This window comes from Streptomyces sp. NPDC059788, from assembly GCF_042732265.1.
GTDB lineage: Bacteria > Actinomycetota > Actinomycetes > Streptomycetales > Streptomycetaceae > Streptomyces.
The window spans coordinates 32851-56170 of record NZ_JBHWHY010000059.1; the positions used below are offsets into that span (position 1 = coordinate 32851).

21 protein-coding genes and 2 pseudogenes are annotated in these 23320 nt (G+C 69.0%); 6 read left to right on the plus strand and 17 right to left on the minus strand.

Going from position 1 to position 23320, the window contains the following annotated elements:
• Nucleotides 1–590 precede the first annotated feature (590 nt).
• The 6 genes from ACFV57_RS36610 to ACFV57_RS36635 form a co-directional block, all read right to left on the minus strand.
• Nucleotides 591–1757 carry a methyltransferase domain-containing protein gene (locus ACFV57_RS36610; protein WP_385241501.1) on the minus strand — a complete coding sequence of 389 codons (1167 nt, stop codon included), beginning with the start codon at nt 1755–1757 and terminating at the stop codon, nt 591–593.
• 170 nt (nt 1758–1927) lie between these two features.
• On the minus strand, nt 1928–2719 hold the full coding sequence (locus ACFV57_RS36615) for an MvdC/MvdD family ATP grasp protein (RefSeq protein WP_385241504.1): 792 nt from the start codon (nt 2717–2719) through the stop codon (nt 1928–1930).
• Nucleotides 2719–3057 (minus strand): hypothetical protein, encoded by a 339-nt coding sequence (locus tag ACFV57_RS36620; RefSeq protein ID WP_385241507.1) that lies wholly within the window; start codon nt 3055–3057, stop codon nt 2719–2721. The genes ACFV57_RS36615 and ACFV57_RS36620 overlap by 1 nt, the downstream gene beginning before the upstream one ends.
• 812 nt (nt 3058–3869) lie before the next feature.
• On the minus strand, nt 3870–4292 hold the full coding sequence (locus ACFV57_RS36625; protein ID WP_385241510.1) for a DUF6193 family natural product biosynthesis protein: 423 nt from the start codon (nt 4290–4292) through the stop codon (nt 3870–3872).
• Nucleotides 4293–4334: 42 nt separating this feature from the next.
• Complete coding sequence (locus ACFV57_RS36630; RefSeq protein ID WP_385241574.1) at nt 4335–4826, minus strand: YfbM family protein; 492 nt, start codon at nt 4824–4826, stop codon at nt 4335–4337.
• Nucleotides 4827–5380: 554 nt separating this feature from the next.
• The gene (locus tag ACFV57_RS36635) at nt 5381–5713 is read right to left on the minus strand and encodes an Lsr2 family protein (protein ID WP_385241513.1); all 333 of its coding nucleotides are present in this window, start codon (nt 5711–5713) and stop codon (nt 5381–5383) included.
• Nucleotides 5714–6326: 613 nt separating this feature from the next.
• On the opposite strand from ACFV57_RS36635, the gene ACFV57_RS36640 reads away from it, so the two are divergent.
• Both ACFV57_RS36640 and ACFV57_RS36645 read left to right on the plus strand, forming a co-directional pair.
• Nucleotides 6327–6689 (plus strand): hypothetical protein, encoded by a 363-nt coding sequence (locus tag ACFV57_RS36640; protein ID WP_385241515.1) that lies wholly within the window; start codon nt 6327–6329, stop codon nt 6687–6689.
• A gap of 214 nt (nt 6690–6903) precedes the next feature.
• Nucleotides 6904–7520 (plus strand): annotated as a pseudogene (locus ACFV57_RS36645) (S8 family serine peptidase).
• Between the two features lie 152 nt (nt 7521–7672).
• On the opposite strand, the gene ACFV57_RS36650 reads toward ACFV57_RS36645, so the two are convergent.
• From ACFV57_RS36650 to ACFV57_RS36680, 7 genes are all read right to left on the minus strand, one after another.
• Complete coding sequence (locus ACFV57_RS36650) at nt 7673–8530, minus strand: 3'-5' exonuclease (RefSeq protein ID WP_385241518.1); 858 nt, start codon at nt 8528–8530, stop codon at nt 7673–7675.
• Nucleotides 8527–9660: a hypothetical protein gene (locus tag ACFV57_RS36655; RefSeq protein WP_385241521.1), complete on the minus strand. Its 1134-nt coding sequence runs from the start codon at nt 9658–9660 to the stop codon at nt 8527–8529. The genes ACFV57_RS36650 and ACFV57_RS36655 overlap by 4 nt, the downstream gene beginning before the upstream one ends.
• Nucleotides 9657–14234 carry a hypothetical protein gene (locus ACFV57_RS36660; protein WP_385241524.1) on the minus strand — a complete coding sequence of 1526 codons (4578 nt, stop codon included), beginning with the start codon at nt 14232–14234 and terminating at the stop codon, nt 9657–9659. Before ACFV57_RS36660 ends, ACFV57_RS36655 begins: the two co-directional genes overlap by 4 nt.
• Before the next feature lie 3 nt (nt 14235–14237).
• The gene (locus ACFV57_RS36665) at nt 14238–14987 is read right to left on the minus strand and encodes a hypothetical protein (RefSeq protein WP_385241527.1); all 750 of its coding nucleotides are present in this window, start codon (nt 14985–14987) and stop codon (nt 14238–14240) included.
• Entirely contained in the window at nt 14984–16621 is a 1638-nt protein-coding gene (locus ACFV57_RS36670) for a hypothetical protein (protein WP_385241530.1), read from the minus strand. Before ACFV57_RS36670 ends, ACFV57_RS36665 begins: the two co-directional genes overlap by 4 nt.
• Nucleotides 16622–17166: 545 nt before the next feature.
• Nucleotides 17167–17697 (minus strand): hypothetical protein, encoded by a 531-nt coding sequence (locus ACFV57_RS36675; RefSeq protein WP_385241533.1) that lies wholly within the window; start codon nt 17695–17697, stop codon nt 17167–17169.
• Nucleotides 17694–17897, minus strand: coding sequence for a hypothetical protein (locus ACFV57_RS36680; protein WP_385241536.1), 204 nt, complete (start codon nt 17895–17897; stop codon nt 17694–17696). The genes ACFV57_RS36675 and ACFV57_RS36680 overlap by 4 nt, the downstream gene beginning before the upstream one ends.
• An 86-nt stretch (nt 17898–17983) precedes the next feature.
• On the opposite strand from ACFV57_RS36680, the gene ACFV57_RS36685 reads away from it, so the two are divergent.
• Nucleotides 17984–18442: a hypothetical protein gene (locus tag ACFV57_RS36685; RefSeq protein WP_385241539.1), complete on the plus strand. Its 459-nt coding sequence runs from the start codon at nt 17984–17986 to the stop codon at nt 18440–18442.
• A 221-nt stretch (nt 18443–18663) separates the two neighbouring features.
• On the opposite strand, the pseudogene ACFV57_RS36690 reads toward ACFV57_RS36685, so the two are convergent.
• Nucleotides 18664–18987, minus strand: a pseudogene (locus ACFV57_RS36690) (glycoside hydrolase family 15 protein); the annotation flags it as partial.
• Between the two features lie 57 nt (nt 18988–19044).
• On the opposite strand from ACFV57_RS36690, the gene ACFV57_RS36695 reads away from it, so the two are divergent.
• Nucleotides 19045–19557: a cell wall assembly protein Knr4 gene (locus ACFV57_RS36695; protein ID WP_385241577.1), complete on the plus strand. Its 513-nt coding sequence runs from the start codon at nt 19045–19047 to the stop codon at nt 19555–19557.
• Nucleotides 19558–19703: 146 nt separating this feature from the next.
• Here the strand turns inward: ACFV57_RS36695 and ACFV57_RS36700 are convergent, their stop codons facing one another.
• Together ACFV57_RS36700 and ACFV57_RS36705 are read right to left on the minus strand one after the other, a co-directional pair.
• The gene (locus ACFV57_RS36700) at nt 19704–19958 is read right to left on the minus strand and encodes a DUF397 domain-containing protein (protein ID WP_385241579.1); all 255 of its coding nucleotides are present in this window, start codon (nt 19956–19958) and stop codon (nt 19704–19706) included.
• Nucleotides 19955–20821: a helix-turn-helix domain-containing protein gene (locus tag ACFV57_RS36705; RefSeq protein ID WP_385241542.1), complete on the minus strand. Its 867-nt coding sequence runs from the start codon at nt 20819–20821 to the stop codon at nt 19955–19957. Before ACFV57_RS36705 ends, ACFV57_RS36700 begins: the two co-directional genes overlap by 4 nt.
• 201 nt (nt 20822–21022) lie before the next feature.
• Here ACFV57_RS36705 and ACFV57_RS36710 point away from each other — a divergent pair, with 201 nt between their 5' ends.
• Nucleotides 21023–21391, plus strand: a complete 369-nt coding sequence (locus ACFV57_RS36710; protein WP_385241545.1) for a DUF6415 family natural product biosynthesis protein — start codon at nt 21023–21025, stop codon at nt 21389–21391.
• Between the two features lie 357 nt (nt 21392–21748).
• Nucleotides 21749–22312 carry a hypothetical protein gene (locus ACFV57_RS36715; RefSeq protein WP_385241548.1) on the plus strand — a complete coding sequence of 188 codons (564 nt, stop codon included), beginning with the start codon at nt 21749–21751 and terminating at the stop codon, nt 22310–22312.
• A gap of 238 nt (nt 22313–22550) precedes the next feature.
• On the opposite strand, the gene ACFV57_RS36720 is transcribed toward ACFV57_RS36715, so the two are convergent.
• The gene (locus ACFV57_RS36720; RefSeq protein WP_385241551.1) at nt 22551–22862 is read right to left on the minus strand and encodes a hypothetical protein; all 312 of its coding nucleotides are present in this window, start codon (nt 22860–22862) and stop codon (nt 22551–22553) included.
• Between the last annotated feature and the right edge of the window lie 458 nt (nt 22863–23320).

Here is a 23320-nt window from a genome sequence, read left to right on the forward strand (position 1 = left end):
CTCTGGCCGAGTCCGCCCCTCATTCCGTGTTCCGTGTGGGTCGTATGGTCTGGCGTATGCCTGGATTGGCGGCACCATCTGGGTGTTGTCCTGATCCTCAGACTACTCGATCCCCCTGCGATTTTAACAACCTTCAATCTGGGCACTGTGAATTCTGCATGGACCCTGATTCGCTGTACGCCGGGCGGTCAATGCGGACGACACACCGCTCAGTCGAGGGCCCCAGGCCCCGGGGATGGCCGTCTGCCCCTCGATGAGCTGCGCAAAATGTGGGCTGTCTGCCTCCGAGATTGCCTCATCCCAAGCAGCACCGTCATAGGCCCGCCATGAGGGAGGCTGCTGTCACAGCGCCTTCCTCGCTCACCCCACGCGTAGCACCTCCGCAGCGTGCGCGTTCCGTCACGGCCTGCGCGCCGCGCACCTCGCGCGGCCTGTCCGCTGGGAGTGCCGAAGCGTCCGCACGCCGTACGACGTCGTGCGCCAGCACCGCGAGAACCGCGTTGATGTCGCCAGCTCGCACCGCCGCCAAGAACCCCTCGATCACGAGTCGCTACTGGGCGAGCCCCGTGCTGGCCGGTGTCACACCGGTGTCACAGGCTCCATTGGTGGGCGCCGCCGTCCTCGGCGGTGTAGTTGACGGTCTGCTCGGCAGCGCTGATGTGCAGGGTGAACCATTCGCGGCGAGGACGGTGCAGGGACCGCCACCTGCTGTGGGCCGCCTCGATCGTCTCCCACAGGTCCCGGGGCCCACAGCAGGTGACCTCCACACCGTCGGGATGGTCGGCGATGCGGGACGCCGAACCATCGGCGGTGTCGCGCAAGACCGTGACGTGGCCCGCGCCCGCCTGCTCGTAGGTTCGGGTCACGGTGGGCGGCATGTGCAACTGGGCGTAGAAGGAAAAGGACCAGTCGTCCAAGATGCGCGCGGACAGCGAGGAGGCACGAGGCGGGCTGTCGAAGACGGCAGGGGCCGCGAGCGGGGAAGGGGCCGAAAGCAGGGGCATGAAAGCAGCCGGGGCGTGCAGGAGGCGGCCGGCCGCGGAGCCGTCGGACAGTTTGACGAGCCGGGCGATCGTCCCGCCGGCCAGGGTGCCTTTGAGCGGGACGACAAGGAGGCCGCCGGGGCGGCAGCACTCCAGCCACCGCACCGGCACGCGGGGCACGGACGCGGTGGCGATGATGCGGTCGTAGACGGCGCCGTCCGGCAGATCGCACACGCCGTCGCCGGTCAGGACCTGCGGGGTGAAGCCTGTGGCGGTAAGCCGGCAGCGGGCCGCTGCGGTCAGGCCGGGGGAGTGGTCGATGGTGGTGATGTGCCGGTCGCCGGCCAGGCGGCACAACAGGGCCGCGTTGTAGCCGGTGCCGGTGCCGATCTCCAGGACCTCGTTCCCTTCGGCCACATTGAGGGCGTCGAGCATGTCCGCCATCAGGCTCGGCGCGGTCGAGGACGAGGTGGGCACCCCCCGCAGACCTGCGGCCGGGGCCTGTTCGGCGTGCACACCGTCCACCTCGGTGATCAGCGAGTCGTCGTCGTAGACGGCCGCCAGCCACGCGTCCGGATCCCCGTCGCTGATCCGCCAGGGCACGAACCCACCATGGTCGCGGCGGTAGAAGACCGGGACAAAGGGGTGCCGCGGCACGTTCAGGAACGCCTCGGCCAGGGCGACCGGCATCACCACACCGCTGCGCTCGATCTGCCGGGCCAGGCGGACACGCGCGGCCGTCAGCTGACGCTCGTCCTCCAGCACACCGGTCACCGGGTCACTCCTTCCAGGTAGTCGCAGATCGCCGCTGTGATCGGCAGCCCGGTAGCCTGCTCGATGAACCCGTACTGCCCGTGCGCGTTCACCTACAAAAACGCCCAACGATCGGCGGTCACCGCGAAGTCGAACGCACCGTACGCAAGCCCCAGAGCATCGAGCATCCGCTACACGCCCCGGGCAACATCAGGCGGGGGAACGCATATCTTGTAGACGTGGTCGATGTAGTCGCGGCGCCAGTCCACCCGGTTGGCCTCGGCGGTGGTGTGGATCTCAGCCGCGAGCAGCCGCCCGTCTACAGCGGTCAGCCGCACATCACGCGTCTTGGGTACGAACTCCTGCAGCAGGTGGGCTGTAGTGGCCAAGTCCGGCGAAGCCACGTCCTGGGCCGAGACCACGTCGGCGTATACCGACGCGCCGCGCCCGGCGAGCGTGCCGCGCACCGGTAGGAACGGCTTGCAGATCACTTGCCCGCCCAGCGAGACAGCGAAGGTCTCCGCCTCGGCGGGATCATTGGTGATCAGGGTGCGGGGCACGTGCAGCCCGGCCTCGGCGGCCAGGCGAAGTTGCCGCGGCTTGTGCTCGGCGTCGGCCGCGGCGCCGGGCGGCGGCAGCCACCGGCACGGCAGCGCCATCAGCAGCCCGCCCACACCGCGCCGCGCTTCCCGTTCGGCGATCTTCCGCGCCTCGGGGTCCATGTCGGCCGGCAGACGCGGGCGGGCCGGACGCCGGTAGTACACCGACCGCACCGCCTCCAGCTGAAGGGTGCGCCGCCGGCTGGCCAGCGTGCCGGTCCAGCGCCCGTCCTCGAAGCGGGCGCTGAGCGTCAGGGCTTGGGGAAAATCGGCTGTGTCAGCGCGGAAGACGGGTACCTTGCGCCGGTTGAGCTCTTCCACGGCCAGGTCGGCGGTCGGGTCGAAGCGCCCTGCCAAGACCAGCACCGGTGCGGGTGCTGCCATCAGTCGTCGCTCGGGCCCGGATCGTCGGGCGCGTCCAGCTGACCGCTCGGTGCGGTAGGCCCGTAGGTTTTGGGCGGGTTCTTCGTCATGTAGACGCCCGGCGGCAGTCCCTCGTACACCCCGGTCTGACTTTCCTCGTCATAGCCGACATCTTCGGGCAGGACGCCGCCATCGCCCGTGGTCGCCACCAGCAGACGCAAGGCCAGCGGCCGGGCCCCGCGGATGCGTGAGAGTTCCGGCATCGACACCGCCGTGCCCGCCTCCAGTGGCAGACGCCGGTCCGCATCGTCCAAATCCAGCGGGGTGGGGAGCGCAACGGGGTCACGCACAGTGGTCATGGCAGCCGCCTCCTCGTTGAGGGACGAGGGCGAGTACGCCCCACGGCAGCGCAGTGGCCGGTTCCCGCCCGGTTCCGTATCGAGCATGACGGCCGTCACCTCGGGTGCCTACCGGGCCAGGCGGTTTTCAGCCGTTCAGGGAATGGCGGAGCGGCGGGAGAGGCGGCGTGGGTTCGGCCCCTGTGGGCTGTGTACATGAACCACGGCGTCGCCTTGCGAGGAAGTCGGGCAAGAAGAAGCGGCGTGTGGGCGAACCGGAGCCGTACAGCGCATCGTTGACGTTGGCGAGGACGCAGGACGTTGCGGAAGGGCAAAGGAATGCTGGAAGATCCAGACACGATCGCGTACAGGCGGGAGTTTGCCGTTGTCGCGGAGTGTGCCGCCCTTGTCGGTGTCCTCGCTTTTGCGCGGCAGGGCACTGCTGCACCTCACTCCCACAGTTCGGCCCAGCCTGGCTGCGGTCAGGTGGCCGGTGACGGTCTGGCGCGGCAGTTCCCCCCATCACCTTCTTGGTGACCCCGCCCGTGCGGGCGCCGGGGGAGGGCACGCCCGGTCAACCGGCCCGGGGTGGCGAAATGACCGCCCGCGCGATGCGGTCACCGACCAGACGTTGCGCCTCCGCAAGCGGGTACCACGCGGCACCGGTGACTTCTGACTCCTGGATGCGCCCGACCTCCGCTCGCGATGTCGTGAAGACATAGCCGAAGTCGAGGTGGTAGTGCTCCGGTTCTCGCTTCTCCGGCCGTGCCGGAACCCGGCCGTTGAGCCGTGACGCGACAGTTGGAACCTGGCCGCGATAGTTGGAACCAAGATCAGTTCGCGGAGGGATTAGGGGTTGGGGCCTCAGGGTTCATGGGCAGAGTCGCGGCGTCATGAGCGGCGAGTTCCTCTCGAGTGCCAACAAGCGCAGGTCCGCAGTTGGGAGGGAGACGGTCGACCACCATCGCGACGGCCTGCTGCGGCGTTGCGGCCGGCCCCACGGACTCGCTGCGCATAGGGCCGGAGACCCAGTATTCGCCGTTGGCTGCGGGTTGGATGTAGGGGACGTCCCAGACCCATGGCCACTCGGTGCAGCGACTGAAGTGCAACTCTCCCATTCCCGTCCAGGGGAACAAATGGCGCAGGCGGGGTTCCGCGTAGGCAGCTTCGAGTAGTTCCGGACGGACACGTCCGTCGCTGCGGACCTTCTGCCAGCCTGCCTCGACGAGGGCGTGCCCCGACGGTGTCGTGTCCATGGGGCCTATCCTTCCCTGCCGATACTGATGGGATCGAGCAGATCAGTCGAGCCAGACCAGCATGGCCTCACCCGCCAGCGCGGCTGCCCCGAAAAACGGAGACAGAGGGGCAAACCAGCGGCGCACCCATTCGAGGGCATCGGTCTCATCCCAATGGAGAGGGTAGATCTGCTCGGCTGTCAGTTGGCCAGGGTCCACCTCCCGAATCAGGTCATCGAAGGAGAGCCGGGCCAAGGACTCGGCAGCGAGCTTGACCTGGTCCGCGTCTAGGTACTTGGCCGGCCCGTAGCCCCAGTCCTCGCTGGTGAACGTGTGCTCGCCGTGAACGACGTCGATGGGAAACGCCGCCCGCTCGAGGAGGAAGGCGATGGCGTGCCACGCCTTGTGGGTCGTCAGCTGCCGAGCATCCGTGGGAGCAACGTCATTGATGCCGTCCGTCTCCATGATCTCCTCGACGTACTCGAACGCCCAAACTGGATCTTCGATCGCCCTGGCCAGCTCGGCGGCGGTCACTCGCAGGTACTCACCATTCATGCTCACCAGCGCAGGATAAGAGGCGCCACTGACACCACTGTCATCAGTCCTCGGCCGCCTGTGCTGAAATGTCGCAGTTATCGATCTGCTTCGCCAGCTGCTCGCCGAACTCGATGAGGAGTGTCCGTAGCGCTGTGTGATGGGGCGTGGTCGTGACACCGATGTGGGACCACGTGCTGCTGCACTGCGCTGGCCACGCGTGGCGGTGTTCCGGGCCGGTGTGCTCGATAGGGCGAGGCACGTATCACGCCTCACCTTGCGTAACATACGCCCAGATGAAGGCCGAAGCTCCGTGACGGGCGTCGTGGTCGGGGCGGGTACCCCAGGCATCGGCGAGGGCTTCGACCAGCAGCAGCCCCCGGGCGCTGAGCACCCTCTGGCGGCCGCCCCTGGACCTTGCTGGCGACGCCGCACCGTCTTCCCGGTGGCCCACCGGCGGCCACCGGGCTGTCCGGAAAAAGGACATCTGCCGGCGTCACCCGTTGGCGGGGCGCAGCGAAAAGCCCCCCACCACCAAGGTGAGGGGCACCGAATCCGTAGGTGAATCAGGTCAGTCAGTTCGCGTCGAAATACGCCTTGCGGATTCCGGCCGGGACGCGCCCGCGGCCGCTGATCTCGTGACCGTTCGACTTCGCCCAGGCCCGGATCTTGGGGGTGTCGTCACCACCCGATGGGGCTTTGCGGGTACCCGCCCCGCTCTTGATGCGGCCGACGCGACGGCCAGCCTTCAGGAACGGGCCGATCGCCTCCAGCAACTTGTCGTAGCTGTCCGAGGCGAGGTCGACCTCGTATGCAATACCGTCGACCGCGAGGGAGTGCGTGGCGACCTCCGTGGATTCTTCCCCGGTGAGGTCATCAGTGTAGATAGTAATGATTCTCTGAGCCATGGTGTGCAGTGTAGGGGCTGTGGCGGACACGGAAACACCGAATAGAAAAAGTGCTACCGGTGCCGGCCGCTGCGGGGAATGCGTGTCACGCATTGCACCCCCCAACTATGTTGGTAGGTAGGAGTGTTCACTTCCTTGGCGCTAGGCCCACTGCTTCTTCCTGGCCAAAGTTGAGAGCGGTAAGCCTCTTTATCCGCAACCGGGAGATGTGCGGCGGCGAGAGCCGTGCAATTGGCGCTGCTGACGCTCTTGAAGTCGTCGCGCGCGCCGCGTGTACGGCCCCACCTGCGACCGCTGGGCGCGATCGATGAAAAGCATCTGGGGGTCTGCCGCCCGTTCGTACAGCTCGACTTCGAAGAGGTCTGCGTCCACCGCGATAAGCCCAGCCAGGGCATCCCGGTCCTGCCCAGCTGTCGGACGCACTCGGACCTCGTTTCTCCACACCTGACCGCTCACCTCGGCTTCGTCCATCTCGCCAACATAGCCGGCCTCGGCGATCGGCCGGGGGATCTCCAGGGGCTCGTACACCACCCTGGCACCGTCGTGGAGAGACGCCGCGGCCTGATCAGCGGAGTATTTTGCCCAGACCGCGACGGCAGCCGATCATGTGCTGATGAGATCCGAAGCACTGGCGTTTGTCGCCGATGGCCCGCTGCCCGACTGGGACGCGAGCGAGGAAGAGGCCGACAGGCGGAGCCAGCAACTCGAGGCCATCGTGGAACCCGTCACGGGCGAAGAGGCTCGGGCCCCCGTTGCCTGTTTCGGTCCGGACGACTGCTATGGCGTCGCCGGGTCGCTGCTGCACCTCATCGAGACCGGCCCAAACCCTGTCCTGTCTGAAGACCCCGACCCCGGTGCCAACGAGTGGGTCCAGCGGCTCTACGCCCGGGCCGTGTGCGGCGAACTCATCCAGGGTGCGGCGGCGACGGGTGAGAGACGATGGCGGAGCGCCGGATCCGTGGTTCAGGCGTGCTAAGGCGGGCCCGCAGCCCTTCGGCTGCGGGCCGGTTCCGTCTCAGGAGGAATGCGGGTGGGGGAGTGTGGCGCGGGCGCTGCGTGTGGCGGCGGGTGTGCTGCTGTTGGGCGCCGCTCCGGTCGCTTCGGCGGATCAGATCAGGGACGGCCAGTGGGCGCTGCGTTTCGTCCGCGCCCAGGATGCCCGGACGGTATCCACCGGCAAGGGCGTGGCCGTGGCGGTCATCGGCAGCGGCGTCAACGGCAGCCCCGACCTTGAGGGCAACGTCCTTGTCGACAAGAACTTCTCCACCGGGGATCCCGCTGACGCCGAGACTCACAGCGGCCACGGTACGGGCATGGCGTCCCTGATCGTCGGCCACGGCATGATGGGCATCGCGCCCGACGCCAAGGTCCTGCCGGTCAAGCACTCGGATTCCGAGGGAGACACCTACGACGCGCACATCGCGGGTCCACTGCGGTACGCGGTCGACCACGGAGCCAAGATCGTCAACATGTCAATCGGCGGCGTCGGCAGTCTCAGCGACGACGACAAGCGCGCGGTCGCCTACGCACGGCAGCGCACGATGCCCTGATGGTGGCCGGGTCCGGCAACGAGGGCTCGGCGAACCCGAACTACCCGGCCGCCGAGCCCGGGGTACTGGCCGTGGGCGCCGTAGGGTCCGGCGGGGAGCTCTGGGAGGACTCCAACTACGGTCCCCATGTCCTGCTCGCCGCCCCGGCGAGAAGATCGGCTCCGTCGGCCGCGGCCAGTCATACCGGTACACCAGCGGCACCTAGGGCTCCACGGCCTTCTGCGGACGGTTCCGGTGTGTTGCCGCTTACTCGATGACGGTATCAGGGTGATGGGCCTTCGCACGCTGCTTCGCCACGTCAGCGAGGGCGGCTTCAATGTCCGGTGGTACACGGTCGAGGCGTTGCCCGACATTGCAGGTGGTCATGGCGGACTGGTGGGGTGGTGGCAGGTCAGGGCCGGGCCTTGGGTCAGAACTCCACGCAGTAACTGGCGAGTTGCTGAAGGCGGCGCAGAAGCAGATGACAGTTGGCAGCGGCTGTGTAGTGGCTGCCGAGCTTGATGTGGCGGTAGGCGTGATATCGGGTGGACCACAGGCCGGTCCAGGTAGAGATGGGCGGTATGGCGTCATGCCAGCGACTGCTGCTCAGCCATGCCCTGACACGGACGGGGTCGCTCAGGTTGCGATGGAGCTCGCGGGCGATGACGGCGCGGTCGAAGGTGCTGTAGGCGACGAGGTGTCGCCCGTGGAAGAGCTCGGCAAGCACGGGCAGTAGGTCGTTGAAGGTGCAGGCGTTGCGGGTGCTTTCTTCGGTGAGGCCGTGCAGCGCGCTTGCTTCCGGTTCGAACTCGGCTTGCGGGTCGAGGGACTCGTTCAGGATGAGAGTCCCGCTGCCGTCAGCCGCAGCGATCTGGGCGGCGAAGGGGCTGGTGAGCCCGGTGGTCTGTACGTCAATGATGAGCAGGGCCGGGTCGGCCAGCAGCCGGCGGGCCCACCACGTGGCGCGGGCACGTTCACGGGGCCAGGTAGGCGGGCGGCGCAGGGCACGAACGGCATCGGCGAACGAGTCGTGGCGCTCACCGGTGGCCTGGACGTGCCAGAGGCTTTCGGTGTCGAGGGCGTGGAGGGTGCCGAGGTAGTCCTCGGGCCGGTAGCTGCCTGGAGTGTAGATGCTCCAGGTGGGCCGGTCGGTGTCGCTGGGCCGGATGCATTCGATGGGAACGGTGTCGATAGTCGTGATGAAGATGTCGCTCCAGGTCTGCGGGTTCGAGCAGGACATGTCGGTTCTGGCCTTCAGCAGGCATGACGGGGGGTAGTGGGGATTCATGTGCTGGGGCCTCTCGGTACCAGCTCAGATTGAGGCGAGAGTTGGGAGATCGCCTGCGTGACAGGCAGCGCCGAGCCGAGGATTTGGGGTAGCAGCGGCGTGTCGGGGACGAAGAGGGAGCGGAGTTGGGGAAGCGGGAGGGCTTCGTGGCGTAGGACCAAGCCATCGCTGAGCAACTGTGTGACGGGAGCGGCGAGGTGTGGTGGCAGCCAGGTGGCCGCGACGTGGGCGTCGACGGCGTCGACGGGCGGGTGCGTGCGTGGTGGGCGGGTGAGGAGGGCTTGGTAGAGGCCGGCGGCAGGCTGCAGCGGGGGGAGGCCGACGGCGCGGGCGCGCTCACTGGCCTTCTGGGCGCAGCACAGGCCCTCAAGGTCGAGGTCTGCGTAGAGCAGCAGGGTATCCACGAAGTGGTCGCGCTCGCGGAAGGAGGCCTGAGCCGTGGGCAGGGAGGCGATGAGGTGGTCGCCTTGGCCGAAGCCGAGCCAGCCGACCTGACTGCGGTCGGGCCAGGTGCCGAGGATGTCGCGCAGGCTGGTGAACGCAGCGGTGTTCTCGACGATGAGCAGCCAGGGCGCCGGCCCGAGTTCGTACATGGCCAGTGGGGCGGGTGTGGGTCGGGCTCGGAGGTGCACGGTGAGGTCCAGCAGTTCCTTGGTGACGAGGTGGTGGCGCTCGATGTTCTTGAGGCGTTTTTCGTCGCCGTACAACTCGTAGGAGCGGTCCGCCACCGGGACGATCTCGGCGTCCGGGTGGTCGCGCAGCAGTGCGTTGATGGGGCCGAGCAGGGCGTGGTCGTCCGCGGTCAGGCGCAGGGTGGTGGCGAAGTGTAGCTGCTCGACATAGGCGCGAGTGGCATGCTGGCGGCGGGGCTGCCGCGCGGCGGGCGGGCGTTTGACCCAGCGGGGCAGGGGTGGGTCGGCGCTGTAGTCCCAGCCGTCGCTTCCTTTGGGCAGCGTGGCCAGGCCGCGGTGGGCCAAGGTGCGGGCGGCGTCGGCGAGGATCCGGCGGCGCCGGGGCGAGGTGGGCAGGCTGGAGTCGCCCGCGTCGGCGGCGCCCGCCAGCGCGTCGAAGTCGACGCGCTGGCGAAGCTGTCGGGCGAGGAACGCGGCCATGTGATCGGCGGCGGTCACACGGCATCCTGCGTGGGGTCCTTGATGTCCGGTTCTGCTTCGGTGTGCAGGACGGCGCGGCGCAGGAGATGGGCGGTGGTGATGCTGTCGTCTTGGGCGCGGGCGACTCCGGTCGCGACGGCGTCGCCGTACCGGTCGAGAATCTGGACGTAGCGCCGTCTGGTGCGCACATCCACGCCGTTACGCATGCGGATGATGAGGGGGAAGCGGCCCAGAGCGGGCAGATCGTAGGATCCGGTGGTGTACACGAGCTGGATGCCGTGGGCGGCGGCGACGCGGCGCTGCAGGTCGACGAAGGGCCTGTAGTTGGCTTTCCCGAACGGGTTGTCCAGCACCAGGGTGCCCACGCCGCCGGGGAGGCGCGGGTCGCGCTGGGCGGCACGCATCCGGGCAAGCGTGCAGTACAGCAGCACGGACACGGTCAGCAGTTCGCCGCCGCTGAATTTCTGGATCTCGGTGACGGATTCGCGTTCGACGGTGTCCAGACTCTGCGTCGGCTTGATGATTTTCGCGACGATGTTGCCTTGACCGCCAAGGGCTGCCAGGACGAGCCGCTTTGCCAGAGGGATCGCCTCGGGCAGGGCGCTGGCCCGCCCGGCGGCGCTGGCCGGCAGGGCGCTGATGAGACGGTCGACCTCGGTGGACAGCCTGCGGGCCAGTTCGTCGCCTGTGGCGCGTTGGCGCAGCTCCAGTGACAGGAACCGCTGGCTGGACCAACTCCCCAGCTTCTGGGGAAGACGAGAGTGGCGGGCGGCTTCTTCCACGCTGTCCAGGACGGCTTCGACCGTGCTCGTACAGGCGTCCACGACGCGGGCCTGGTCCTCGGCGGACTCGGCCAGCAGCGCGACGACCTGCCGTTCACGCTCCTCGATGTCCTCCAGGAGTGTGGCCAACCGGGTGGGAGTTGCGAGGTCTTGCTGCAGGCGTTCGCGCAGCCGTCCGTCGACGATGTGCACGTACTCGGGCTGTTGCGCGTGCCGTTCTACCTTCTGCACGTCCTTGCGCAGGGCGTTTCTGGCTCTCTCCAGGGCGCGTTCGGCCTGAGTGACCTCGCGGACGAGGGCGTCCTTGATCTGCTCGGCGTCCTGCGGCTGCAGCGACTGCGCGGTCACAACTGACAGTCCGTGCTGTTCGAGCAGGAGCGCGTCCACGCTCATCTCCGGGGCGCCGTCAGCATCCTGGCCAGGTCCTGGATGGTCGCTTGCCGTACCGAGCGCGCCGGCTGATTGTCGAAGCTGCGCGGCGTGGCTTGCCGCTTGGTCGGCGCGCCGGTGGATCTTCTGGGCGTCCAGATGCCGCACCTGGGCGAGGGCGCGGTCCTGATCGAGCAGTTGCCGCTCTGACTGCAGTCGCTCCTGCGCTTCCTGGGTGCTGTCGAAGATCGGCGCCTGGGCACCGGAGAAGTCGTCGAGGGCTGTGGTCGCCTCTTCGTGGTCCTTCGTGACCTGCCGCAGCAGCAGTGCCGCTTCTGCCTCCGCCCGCTCAGCGTCCTTGAGGGCTGTGTCGGCAACGGCGATGCGGGCAGCAAGGTGCTCGGCGTCCAAGGTCTCGGCTTGGTCCAGGAGCTCGGTGGCCCCAGCGCGGGCAGCAGAGCCGGCCTCGGCCAGCTTCTGGTTGAGGCTCTTGATGGCGGTTTCGGCAGCGGTGAGCCGCTGGTGCAGGGCAGTGTCGCTGATGCCGTTGAGCCAGTCCCGGCGGGTCTGTGCCCAGCGCTCGCGCAAGGCCTGCAGGCTGCCCTCGGTGACGGTGGCCGGACGGGCGGCGTCGAGGACCTCGTCGGACAGGTCCTGCCGGATTTCCTGCGTCCATCCCTTCCAGCGCTCCGCGCGGTCCTGGCACTGACGCAGAGCTGCTTGTGCACCACGCTCTTGCTCCAGAGCGGCCTGCCAGCGGTCTTTGCATGCCTGAGCGGCCGCGCGCTTCTCCCGTGCCTCGGCCTGAGCGTGCTGCCGCTGAGATACCCAGTGGTCCACGGCGCGGGCCGTCACCACTAGCGACTTCACCTGGGGGAGCGCCGCGGCGAGTGCCCGCAGCGCAGCCGTGTACTGAGCCGACCGGCCTTCCGCCCGGCGCCCGGCGTCCTCGGCGTCGGCGGCCTGGCGCACCAGGACACTCGTACGCTCGGTGAGCGTGTTCACCTCCTCGTCGAGCTGCCCAAGGCATTCCTCCAGACCGGCCCGTGTCCGCGCGTCGAACGCGTGCAGGTGGTCGCGCAGCCGCCCGCGAAGAACGCGATCGGCCTCCCGCCGCTGGACAATGGCCGCGCAACGATCGTCCACGGTGGCCAGACGGGCGCTGACGCGGAGTAGCTCCACCTCGCCGGCCTCGGCATCCAGCACCGAGGGACGCATCGGCAACACCGCGATGTCACCAAAGGGCTTCGACAGCAGGGTCTGGGCCCGGCCGTCGGTGGAAATGCAGATTACAGTCGGCAGCGCGATATCCGCCCGGCGGGCCAGCGCCGCCAGATCACCGCCGGGCACCGGTCCGCAGATGACCACGCCACCGATCAGGTGGGGGATGGCCGCGATGACGGCGTCGTGCTGATGGGCGGGTACGGTCTCGCGCAGGAACTGCGCCCCGGCGACCGCCGGGGCGCCCTGCTTCCGCAGGGCGGTGACAGCCTGCTCAACCTCGCGAGGTGGCGGGCAGAAACCGTCCTGCTCCAGACCGTCACGCAGCCGCTCGTCCTCAAACGCCTGGGCGCGCTCGGCGGCCAGCTGCTTGTCCGCGGTCAGCAGTTGGTCCGTGAGCATCGCGATGAGGTCCTCGCCGACGCTGTCCAAGTCAAGCTCACCGGCCTCCTCCCCGATTCCGGCCAGTTCTCTCAGGCGGAGGTCGGCAACCAGATCGCGGCGGTTCTGGGACAGGGCGCTCCACTGTTCCCACACCTGGTCATGCCTCTGCCGGGCGGTAGTGAGCCGGCTGGCGCAGGAGACTCGCTCCGCCGCGATGGACGTGGCTTGCTCGCGGGCCGCTTCCACTTGGCGCCTCGCCTGTTCGGCCTGCTCCGTGGCTGCTTCTTCCTCGTGAACGAGCCGCGTCAGGGCCTCGGTGGGATCTTCCTGCTTTCCGAGGAGGCCGGTACGGCGGGCAGCCGTCAGCTTCGCCTGCTCCCCCTTGCGGGCCTCCTCAGCAGACGCCGCCCGGCTCTCGGCCCGGCCCTTCGCAGCCGCCTCCTCCTCATACTCCCGCTCGCCCGCCTCGGCCTGCGCGGCGGCTGTCTCAAGCACGGCACTGATTTGGTCGGACTCGACCGCAAGCCGTGCGAGACCGTCTTCGAGCTTGGCGTACAGTTCGGCGCCGGCGTGCTCCACGGCCTCGCGCAACGGGGCCTGCTCGCTTTGGGCGCACGCCAAGAGGTGCTTGGCCTCGCGGCGTTCGGTCTCCTGGTCTGCCAGGTCCAAGAGCCAGGGGACCGCCTTCCAGGCCGCTGCTTCACGTTCCGCACCGGAAACCGCCTCGACCTGAGCGGCATGGTCCCGCCGGTGATCCGCCATCCGCAGCCGATCAGCCGCCTCCCTGACCTCGGCCACACTTCGCTTCCGCTCCTCGGCCCGGCCCTCGGCCCCGCGCGCCTCGCGTTCGGCGGTGTCCGCCTCGCGGCGCAAGGCGGTCTCTTGCAGGGCCTGGCGCTCGGCCTGGGCCTGAATGTGATCGCCCGCACGCCGGGCGACCCGGGCCTGCTGGTAGAGCGTCTGTTCGGCAACGGCGACCTCGGTCGTGCTCTTCTGCACCGGCTTCAGCCGCAGAACACTTTCGGCGAGGAAGCGTTCCTCCATTTCGCGCGCGGGCCGGGCGGCCAGCTTGTCGGCATGTTTGGACAGTGCCGCGCGCGCCGCAACGGGCGCGGCCGGATCAACGACCATGTCGATGAGGAAGTCGACGAACTCCTCGGCGGTGGTGAACTTGAACAGCTCGGTGATGCCGCCCTCTTCTTGGTTCATGGCCTTCTGGATCTTGAAGACCTGGGGGTCCAGGCCGTGGCTCCCCAGATGCTCCTCCCACTCGTACTGCTCGTCCGCGACGGCCAGGTGCAGCCGCCGCTCCGTCTTGTTCGCCGCCTCGAGCGCTGCGACGTACATGCTCATGGTGAGCTGGCCGTCCTCGGTGCGGACCGGTAGGGAATTCAGTTCCAGTCCGCCGGGCTGTGGGCGCAGGAGGTACCAGCGGCGCTCCAGACGTTCCCAGTTGCTGCTCGGGTCCGCCGGTCGCTGGCGGTCGCGCCACTGGTAGACCCCTCCCGTGAGGAGGACGGCGCCGGATGCGGGGCGGTCGGAGTCGCCCCACTCGACGATCACGTGGGAGACCTGGCCGTCAGGGACGTACTCGGCGAGGGACTTGGCCTTGGCCGCTCCGATGAAGTCCTTCTTGGCCGGCAGCAGCAGGCTGAAGAGCAGCGAGAGCAGGCTCGACTTGCCGCCGCCGTTGCGCAGCCACAAGATCACGTCGACCGGCTGCATGGGGCGGCCGTCGAGCGAGCTGGGGCCGCCGGTCAGGTCCAGGACGAGTGACTTGAAGCCGGCCGCACGGTGGCCGATGTTCTCCAGACGAAGGCGTCGGGCTTGGAGCATGGGTCAGTCCTCCTCGGCGAGGTGGGCTCGGCGCAGGTCGCACAGCGCGGTGTATGCCGCCGAGGCCGCTGCTTCGCGTACCTGGACGCGGAAGCGGTGGGCGAGCCGATAGGTCCCGGGCCCGAGTCCGTCGGCGCGGTAGGCCATGCCCTGGTCCACGAGCCAGTCCAGCGCTTCCTTGATCACCCGCTGGGTGCTCGACTGCGACAGCTGTCCCTTCTTGCGTGTCAGCTGGGAGGGCGACAGCTTGGTGTACAGCTGCCACGCGGCCTGGAGTTCGGGGTGCGGCACGGGCAGGCCGTCTGTGTCCACGGTCGCCTCGCGGAGCTTGGCGGTGAGCCGCCGCAGAAAGTCATCGACATCCGTGAGCGAGACCCGCTTGACGGTCTCCTCCTCCAGGTCCCTAGCCGTGGGGTAGGCGCGGGCGGCGATGGCGACATGGGCGAGCCCGAGGACGAGGCGATCGTTGACCCCCAGCTTCGGGTGGTCCTTGAGCCGATAGGACAGCCAGGAGCCCTCCCGGGGATGCAGGATCAGCCCTTCGACGGTGTGTGCCTCCTTCACCTCCAGGTCCATGCCGTCCGCACTGGCGTCCACCGCGTCGCGGAATGCTCCGTCCATCCGGTAGCGCTGCAGCAGGTCCCGATACTGAGGGAACTGCAGGGGTCGGAGGCGCGGCTGGCATCCGAACCGCACCAGCACAGCGGCGTCGGCGAGGTCGGCGGGAGTGTAGGCATGCGTGCTGGTGGTCATACCGGGGCCTCCAAGGTGTCTTCGGCGTGTGTGGGATCGGGGATCAGCGACTGGGCGGGGACGAGCAGCAGGTCACTGCCGGCGAGTGGGCCGAGGTCGAAGACAGCGCCGTCATCGAGTACCACCACGAGTTCACCGAGAAGGTCCGCCAACTCGTCCGCGGCATCGTCCTCCCCGTCCTCCTCGGGATCGGGGGCATAGGCCCGCAGCACGGAGAAAGCCAGCAAGTCGGCGGCCTCCACCGTGTGGACCAGCGCCTGCTCAAGAAGCTGGGACAGCCGCACCGGAGTACGCAGAGCCTCCATGAGCACACTGCGCGCGACAGCGAGGTCCTCCCGGCTGTAGACAGACAGCTCGCCCGGATCGTCGGCGATCAGCTCGATGTCCTCGTCGGGCACTGCCTCCTGCACATCCCGGGCCGGGGACAGCAGCGACGCCCACCAATCCTGAAGCCGCGGCAAACGAGAGGTCACAGGACCGCCGGCAGCATCGGCAAACCGACTCGCGATCACTTCGGCCTCCTCGATGTTGAGGCAGAGCAACGGCTCCAGCACGTCCTCCTGCACTCCCACAAGGGCCAGACGCGGCGGGGGACGGAAGCGCTGCTCGGCCTGGGACCGCAAGAACGCCGGACGGGCATCGATGACCTTCTCCAGCAGCTGCGTATGTCGCAGGTGGGCCCGGCCCAGCAGCCGCAGTACCCGCTCACAGGTACGCCGGACGTCGGCGTCCTCCACGGCATTGCGGACCCCACGCATGTACTCCATCAGGTCGCGCTCCACCCGCTGGCGCTCACCGAGGTGTTCGCGAGACGCCGCCAGCAGCACGGGCACGTTCCGGCCCCAGTCCACCGCCCGCACATCGCGTTCGGTCTCCTCCAGCACCGCTCGCACCCGCTCGCAGTACATAAGGGACAGCTTCAGGCTCTCGGCCGCGCTCTCTTCAGCGCGACCCCACCGGCCGCTCACCACCTGGCGGCGCAGCATCGTGTCCTTCGCCGCCTGCTCGTCCTCAAGGTCGTGCTCCAGCCCGGACAGCAGCAGGTTGATAGCCGGGGTCGTGGCGCGCAGGACGGCCTGGCCACGCCTGCCGATACCTTCCTCCAGCATCCGCAGCGACAGCGTAATCCGGCTGTGTCCCCCGCGGTAGTCGCTGTAGGAGACCTCGACCTCCTCTCCGTGCTGCGCATCATTCAGCAGCTCGCGCAGGACGAACCGGGATACCGCCAGGTGCTCGGAAGCCTCCCGCTCGGGCGCCGCTGACGCTGCCAGGGATGCGAGGAACTCGACCACTTCCTCGGTCGTCGCCTCCGCCTCCATCTCCTGCCTGCTCACCACCGCTTCCAGCGCGGCCAAAGCGAGGGTGCGGGGGTCATAGAAACCGCGGGGGAACCGCTGCCAGGCCTGGCGCTGATCGATCCGGTGCAGCGGGACCCCGCGAGCCAGGACCGAACTGCGTCGGACGAAGCCAACCTCGGACACCAGCGCCCGCCACTCATTGACGCCGTCAGGAACTGCCGACGCCGATGCAAGCAGCCGCCGCTCCTCGCGATCCAGAAGGGCCTGGACCATCGAATCGCAGCCGTCTTCCTCGGCACGGTCAATGCCGTCGGGAAACTTCTTGTGTTCTGTCACGACGACAGTGGAGCAGCAAGTACTGACAAAACATGTGATTATCGAGTGAATAGGTAACCCGTTTGGCGCGCAGCCAAAATGATGAAACTACGATTTTCAGCCCCGAATAACGGTGTCAGCAGCCACGAGGGAACGTCCTCGACGACACCGTTCGGGTGATGAGCCACGTTGCCGCAGCCAGCGCATCAGGCGGGCGGTCGCGATCCGGCTCACGGGTGCCCTCCACTACGTACGCCTGGTGCTTCGACCATGGGACGCTTCACTGCTTTCTCGCGCAGGCCGAGCCGTGGTTTACGGGACGTCTGGGTACCAGTCACTGCAACCTCCTAAGATCAGGCGTTGGAGGCCATGCAGCACGATTTGGGGAATGCCCGGTTCTTCGACAGTTCCCAGGTGACGAGGAGTTGCAAGTCATTCGAGATCCGCGAGAGAACATCGACGCCTGGTCTCGTCTCCTGACTGGGGCCTTGGCCCGTAGGACTCCGTACTGAAGAGCGGCGGCCCCTAGGCGAGTGCCGCCGCTCGGCGTTGATTCCGGGGCGGGGTCAGGGCCGACGCCTCCGACGGGTGAGGTCGGGGACCGCGGCTTGGGCGGCCACCTGCTGCTCCAGGGCCGCGTTGGTCTCCTTGCGCTTGCTGTTCTCGATTTCCAGGACGTGGACGATCCGGGCTAGGAGCTGCGCCTGTCCGCGTAGATCGTCGCGTTCGGCGCGGACGCGGGCATGGTCCTTCTGTTGCTTGGTGGCGCGGGCTCGCGCCGAGTCGTGCAGCGCTTCGAAAAGGGAAGTGCGGGCCTTGACCAGGGCGTAGAACAGGTCCTTGAGACCGGTGTGTTTGTGGGTGAGCTTGTTGCGGCGCAGTCCGGCTTCGGTGGCCAGGGAGACGACAGTCAGCTTGCCGTCGGAGTGCAGCGGGGCGCCGATCAGAAGGCGGACCATGGCGTCGGTGATGGCCCGCACCTCCTCGGCGTCCTCGGTGACGGCGTGGCCCTGGGCGCGGGTGAGGGCCTCCCCGACGAGTTGAGCCAGGGCGGCACCGTTGCTTGGGTGGGGGCCATCTCCGCCGGGAGTGCTCATCGGAGGTCCTTGGGGTCTGCTGCGCCCGGCTGCTGGGCGCCGTGGCGGCGGACGATGTCGGTGAGGTGGGCCCTGCGCTGCTGCTCGCGGGCCGCGATGGGGAAGGGGTCGAGACCGGCCTCGGCAGCGTCGTCAATCCGTACGATCTCGGCCCGCAGAGCGGTGATCTGGCTGTCGGTGCGGCTGATGTTGGCGCACACCGACTGGCAGCGGGAGTGGTCCGGAGTGCTGCGCCGCCGTCGTGCGCCCGGTCCCGGTCCGGGTCGCACAGCGCGGTGAACGCGTCGTGGTTGCAGATCAGGAAGGCTTTCGGGTCTTCGTAGACCTGGAGGCGCGGGTTGTCGACGAGCGCACGGAGCTCGCGTTTGCCGAGGTAGGTCCCGGCGTAACGGTCGGAGGACTCGGCGACTGTGGCGCGGTAGCGGTCGGCGGCCGGGCCGCTGACCTTTTCGCCGGCGGCGAGGCGTTCGCGGGCCTCGGTGAGGGGCTCGACCAAAGCCAAGCCCTTCTCCTGGTCGAGGACCTCGAGCATGTCGGCCTTGGAGCGGCCGGCGCACGACTCCGACATGGCGGTGGCCCCGTGGCCGTACTGCACCGCGAGGGCGATCCGGCCGCCGGGCTGGCGGTAGATGAACCAGGCTATGGTGCGGCGGAAGCGGCGCAGTGCGACGGCACCGTCCGGGTCGTCCGGGATCAGCTCGTGCGGGCGCTGGCGGGCGCCGAAACCACTCCCTTGCAGCCGTGAGGCGTGGGGCCACTGCCACCGCTCTGACCAGCGGTTTCCGTAGCTGTCCCATCTTGAGCCCACAGTGCTGCGTCCGGTCGCGGTGTCCAATTTTTCGGGCCGTGCACCGCCCCCCTGGTCGGGAGGAGACGCCTCACCTGCGGATTCCCATTCCTGTGTCCTGTTGGCCACGCGGTGGACATCACCGGTGGGAAATGGACACGGGACATGGGATCCCACAGTCAGGTGTTCGCCGCAGGCAGCCGGTCGGACAGTGCGAGCGCTGCGCACACTAGTCCGATATGGCTGAACGCCTGCGGGAAGTTGCCCACCTGCCGCTAGAGGCGGGAGTCCCCCTCCTCGGCCAGCAGCCCCAGGTCGCTGCGGAGCGAGAGCAGCTTCTCGAACAGGATGCGGGCCTCCTCGACCCGCCCGATCATCGCCAGGTCGTCGGCCAGCCAGAACGAGCACGCCAGGAACGCGCCCTCGTCGCCCTCCAGGCCGTCCACGCCCGCGTCCTCGCCCGAGGTCGGGTAGCGCAGCACGAAGCCGTCCTCGGTGCCCAGCACGCCGCGCTTCGGCCGCCGGCCACCGCCACGGAGATCGCCGCGGCGGAGGACCAGCTGGGCTTCGCCCTCCATCCTCAGCTCAGGAGGCTGCTGGAGCGGCGCAACGGCGTCGCCGAGCCGGAGCAGGACGGCGGTCCGGTGCCGGACGTCTTCCCGGCCGGAGGCATCCTGCCGCTGAGTCACCGGCTCCTGTCCACCGCGGAGATCCCCTCGGCACACGAGATTCTCGTGGAGGTCCATGAGGACCACGTTGCCCCTTATGTTGCGGACGACGAGGATGCCGAAGAGGTCGCTGGCCACCTGCACCGGTGCGTGCCCTTCGCGCTGCCCAACGACGGCGGTGTGGCGTTCGTGGACCATCAGCCCGGCCCCACGTACGGGCACGTGTTCGAGATGGGCATCGGCTCCGGTGATCTGGACGGCACGCTCTGGGGCCCCAGCCTGGCCGATGTCGCCGGGGCCGTGACCGATGCGCTGGAAACGGGCACTGCGTTCCTGTCCTACCGGCCCACCACCTTCGCCCACTCCTCCGGCCGGACCTGCATCGAGTGGGAGATCCGGCCGTAGCTCACCGAGCTGCACGCTCTACTTCCTCGTCGTCAGCCGCCGCGGATCTCGCGCACAGCCGGTGGGCATGGCCGCTCCCGGCCGTACCCAAGGTGGGGGGAAGGAGACGGCCGGGTCCGTGTCGGGCCCGGCCGGGATGGTGACGATCAGGGCCGGTGCAGCGTGCCGCCCTCCTTCGGTGAGAGGCGCCCCGCGGTCTGCTGGAGGAACGCGGCCCAGGCCGTCAGGGGGAAAGTGAGGTGCGGGCCGCCCTCCGCGTTCTGCTTGGAGTCGCGCATGTGGACCCTGCCGGGCTGCGGGCACGCTTCCACGCACTCCGTGCCGCCTTCGCTGCTGTAGGAGGACTTGAACCACTGGCCGTATCGGCGGCCGTCGCCGGTGTGCGCGTTAATGGTGATCAGACCTTCCGTGCGAGTTGTTCCAGGTAGGCCGCGGTCTCGTGGTCGGGCAGGGCCCCGCGGGCGAGGAAGTCGAAGCGGCGGGTGAACTGCCGGACCACCTTCGGCTTCGAGACCACCTGCACGGTGTGCGAGACCGTGCTGACGGCCACGACCGGTCCCTGCAGGGCGGTGCGGTCGAAGTCCAAAACGGTGAACCCGCCGGAGGTGACGCGGTAGGCCGGAGCCGCGAACGGGATGATCCGCACTGTGACGTTGGGGAGCTTCGAGAGCCCCGCGATCTCTGCGTACTGCCGGCGCATGACTGCGCCGTCCCCGACGACGTTGCGCAGCGCGGACTCGTCCATGAGGCAGACGAGTTCGACGCCCTGCTCGGTGATCAGCCTCTTGCGGTTCGCCCGTACCTCGACCGAGCTGTCGACGAAGTCCGTGGTCCGTTCGTCGGCGGCCTTGGCCGACTCGAACAGCGCCCGGGCGTACTCCTCGGTCTGCAGCAGTCCGTAGACGACGTTCGGGCACCATGGGCTCACGATCCGGGCGCCGGACTCGAACCCGAGGTAGGTGGGCATCCCGGAGGGCAGGACGGAGGTGTTCGGCGTCCACCAGTCGTCGCCCTTGGCGCTCTTGTACCAGTCGAGCAGCAGGTCCTGGCCCTCGAAGCCGACGTTGTAGGCGGCCAGGAGTTCGGTGAACTGGCCGATGCGGCGAAAGCCGGTGGTGCCCTTCTCGATGTTGGTGATCGTCGAGGGCGCGCAGCCCGCCGCCTTCGCGGCCTGCTCGCCCGAGAGCTCGGCTTTGTCCCTGAGCTGGGTGAGTTCGACTCCCAGCATGATCCGCAGGAACGTCGATCCGGTGTTCGCCGCCATCCGACCGCCTTCCTCCGGCTGCCCGCGCCGGGCCGTCGGCGCTGAGGAGGCCGGCGCCGGTTCACCCCGCATCGGGCCGGGGTCGTTGTCTCCGCCGCGGTACGGCTCCTGCACATGCGGCGGGCCCTTCGGGTGTCGTCCTGGGCGCTGGTCCCCGGCGGGTCTGCCGCACCCAGCACCCGATGCGAGGAGGCAGCCGCCATGGACCCGACGCAGGCAGCCCCGGCACCGGCAGGGCTGCCCCACCCCTGGGACGTCGCGATCGATGCGGGCCTTGCTCTGCGCCTGGCGGCCGGGCGCCCCACGGGGGAGGTCGCCGACGTCCTGCGGGAGCGGCTGCGCGGCTACCTCACCCTCCTCGTCGACGACGCGGACGCCTATGCCGCAGCCCTCGCCGAGGGCCACCCCAAGGACGTGGCGGCCGGCACCGTGCACCACGCCCGCGCCCTGGCCCGGGAGACCGGCGCCGGGGCCGACCCGGCCGCCTTGCTGCGCCTGCTCGCCAAGGCCGTGCACTACACAGCCCGCTACGCCGCCACCGCCCGGCCTGCCCGGCGTCAGGGCCGGTGACGTCCCGGCCCGCGCGGCGCCGAGGTTCACGCCGCGCGGTCCGGGCGCCTGCGACCGGCTGGCCTGCTAGCGCCTGGGCCCACGACCGCATCGCCGCACAGGTGAGACGCCGGGGCGAAGACGTGCGGCGGCAGCGCCCGGCGGCAGTGTCAGACCCTGCGGGCGCGCCCTGCCGGGCCAGGACACCACCGTCGGCTCCGGCTGGGCCGGCCGGCTTCACCCCGGCCTGCGCACGCGCAATGCCGCGTTTGACCGATGGTGAGTTCGCCGGCCGGGGTGAGCACGGGCACAGGGCGAGGCCCGCGGTCCGGCCGGCTGACGGTCCGGACCTCCCCGCGGTAGGGAAGTATGCGCGCCATGCCCGACACCCTGTTAACCCTGCTGGTGGCCACCGCCACCGCCGTGGTGACCGCCCTCGCCACCGGACTGCTCGTCACGCCCCGCATGGAGGCCCGCAAGAAGCGGCTCGGCGACGTCCACGCCGCCCGCGACGCCTTTCGCACGCATCTGTCCCGCATCGCATCGGTGTGCGCCCTGCTGCGGCAGGTGCCGCTTCCGGCGGACGGCGAGCCGGGCTGGACCCCGGTGATGCGCCAACGCCTGGCAGGCGAGCGGGAACGCTGGTGGCAGCAGCTCGACGAGTCCACCCGGTGGCTGATCGACAATGTCGCGGCGTACGCGGAAAGCTGGGGCCCGCAGCCGCTCGTCGTGCTCGCGGTCCAGTACGCCGGCAACGCCCGCATGGTGCTGCTGTCCGAGCGGGAGGAGGTCACGAAGGCGGAGATCCTGATTGCGCTGACGCTGCCGGTGCAGCGCCAGTTCTTCGGCTGGCCCTGGGCCCGGGCACGGCACGCCGTCGCCGACCGCCAGTGTTTCGCGCAGACGATCGCCCGCATCAACACCGAACCCGCCGCCCCGTAGGCAGGTGAGGGCACCCGAACGCGGAGTACCGCGCAACGGTCGGCGGCGAGGGACGTGCGGCTGACCGGGCGCCACCATCAGTTCGCTGAGCGGCGCTCTCTGGTGTTCCGGGCCGGGCGGGTCGGGGAATGCGTGAACGCCCCCGTGTGCCCGTGGGCCGAATTCCGTGGGTGACCACCGCATCCGGCCCACGCCTGCGGTACACGCAGGGCGCCGGTACCGCAGGCGTGCGGGGGTGCTACTTCCGCCACTCCACGTCGTAGGCGCCCATCTTGCTCTTGCCGCAGCTCATGCCGAACTTCCAGCTACCGCGCCCCATCCAGCGTCCGTAGTGTGACGTGCCGTCCCAGCACTCCACCATCGCGCGCGCCATGCCCTTGGTCACGCGGCAGTCGGCGGTCCAGCCGTGGCTGGTCGTCTTCCAGTTGGTGCATTTGTAGCCCGGATTGGCGGCCTGGGCGGGGGTGGCCGTCATGACGCCGCAGATCGCGGTCAGGGCAATGGCGCCGGCGGATGCTGCGGCCTTGTTGCGCACGGTCGAGAGCTTCACTTCACGGGTCCGTTCTGTGGGTGAGATCGGCGACTCGCCTGTCGAATCGCCTTCGCGGGCGGCCGGGCGAACCCCCTTCGGCCGGGGGTCGGAAAGGCCGAATCACCGGAAAGGCATATGTCCACGCCGGGCCCGCCGAAGATCATCTACTGACCGTGATCGATGTACATAATCTTCTGCCTGTGATCCGCCTCACCGTTCGGGTGGGGTGGCGTACGCCAAGCGCTGGCGTCACACCTTGGGCCAAGACGTAATCCACCTCGTCACCCGCCCCCGGGGAGTCCCGGCTGCCGCCCGGTGCGGCGGCCGGGGGCGGGCCGGTCTACCGCTGGTGCGGGGCCGCGGCGCGGCGGCGGGGCGACGTGTTCGCGGATCCTGTTGCAGCACGCCGTACAGCCGGTCGGCGCGGACGCTCTTGGCCGGTCCCAGGTCCTGGCGGGGGACGTCCAGGAGCACGG

Excerpts from the sequence above, each read along its gene's own strand:
- ACFV57_RS36615 (WP_385241504.1), bottom strand. The coding sequence starts at position 2,719 with ATGGCAGCACCCGCACCGGTGCTGGTCTTGGCAGGGCGCTTCGACCCG.
- ACFV57_RS36620 (WP_385241507.1), bottom strand. The coding sequence starts at position 3,057 with ATGACCACTGTGCGTGACCCCGTTGCGCTCCCCACCCCGCTGGATTTG.
- ACFV57_RS36625 (WP_385241510.1), bottom strand. The coding sequence starts at position 4,292 with ATGGACACGACACCGTCGGGGCACGCCCTCGTCGAGGCAGGCTGGCAG.
- ACFV57_RS36630 (WP_385241574.1), bottom strand. The coding sequence starts at position 4,826 with ATGAATGGTGAGTACCTGCGAGTGACCGCCGCCGAGCTGGCCAGGGCG.
- ACFV57_RS36635 (WP_385241513.1), bottom strand. The coding sequence starts at position 5,713 with ATGGCTCAGAGAATCATTACTATCTACACTGATGACCTCACCGGGGAA.
- ACFV57_RS36640 (WP_385241515.1), top strand. The coding sequence starts at position 6,327 with ATGAGATCCGAAGCACTGGCGTTTGTCGCCGATGGCCCGCTGCCCGAC.
- ACFV57_RS36650 (WP_385241518.1), bottom strand. The coding sequence starts at position 8,530 with ATGAATCCCCACTACCCCCCGTCATGCCTGCTGAAGGCCAGAACCGAC.
- ACFV57_RS36660 (WP_385241524.1), bottom strand. The coding sequence starts at position 14,234 with ATGCTCCAAGCCCGACGCCTTCGTCTGGAGAACATCGGCCACCGTGCG.
- ACFV57_RS36665 (WP_385241527.1), bottom strand. The coding sequence starts at position 14,987 with ATGACCACCAGCACGCATGCCTACACTCCCGCCGACCTCGCCGACGCC.
- ACFV57_RS36675 (WP_385241533.1), bottom strand. The coding sequence starts at position 17,697 with ATGAGCACTCCCGGCGGAGATGGCCCCCACCCAAGCAACGGTGCCGCC.
- ACFV57_RS36705 (WP_385241542.1), bottom strand. The coding sequence starts at position 20,821 with ATGGCGGCGAACACCGGATCGACGTTCCTGCGGATCATGCTGGGAGTC.
- ACFV57_RS36710 (WP_385241545.1), top strand. The coding sequence starts at position 21,023 with ATGGACCCGACGCAGGCAGCCCCGGCACCGGCAGGGCTGCCCCACCCC.
- ACFV57_RS36715 (WP_385241548.1), top strand. The coding sequence starts at position 21,749 with ATGCCCGACACCCTGTTAACCCTGCTGGTGGCCACCGCCACCGCCGTG.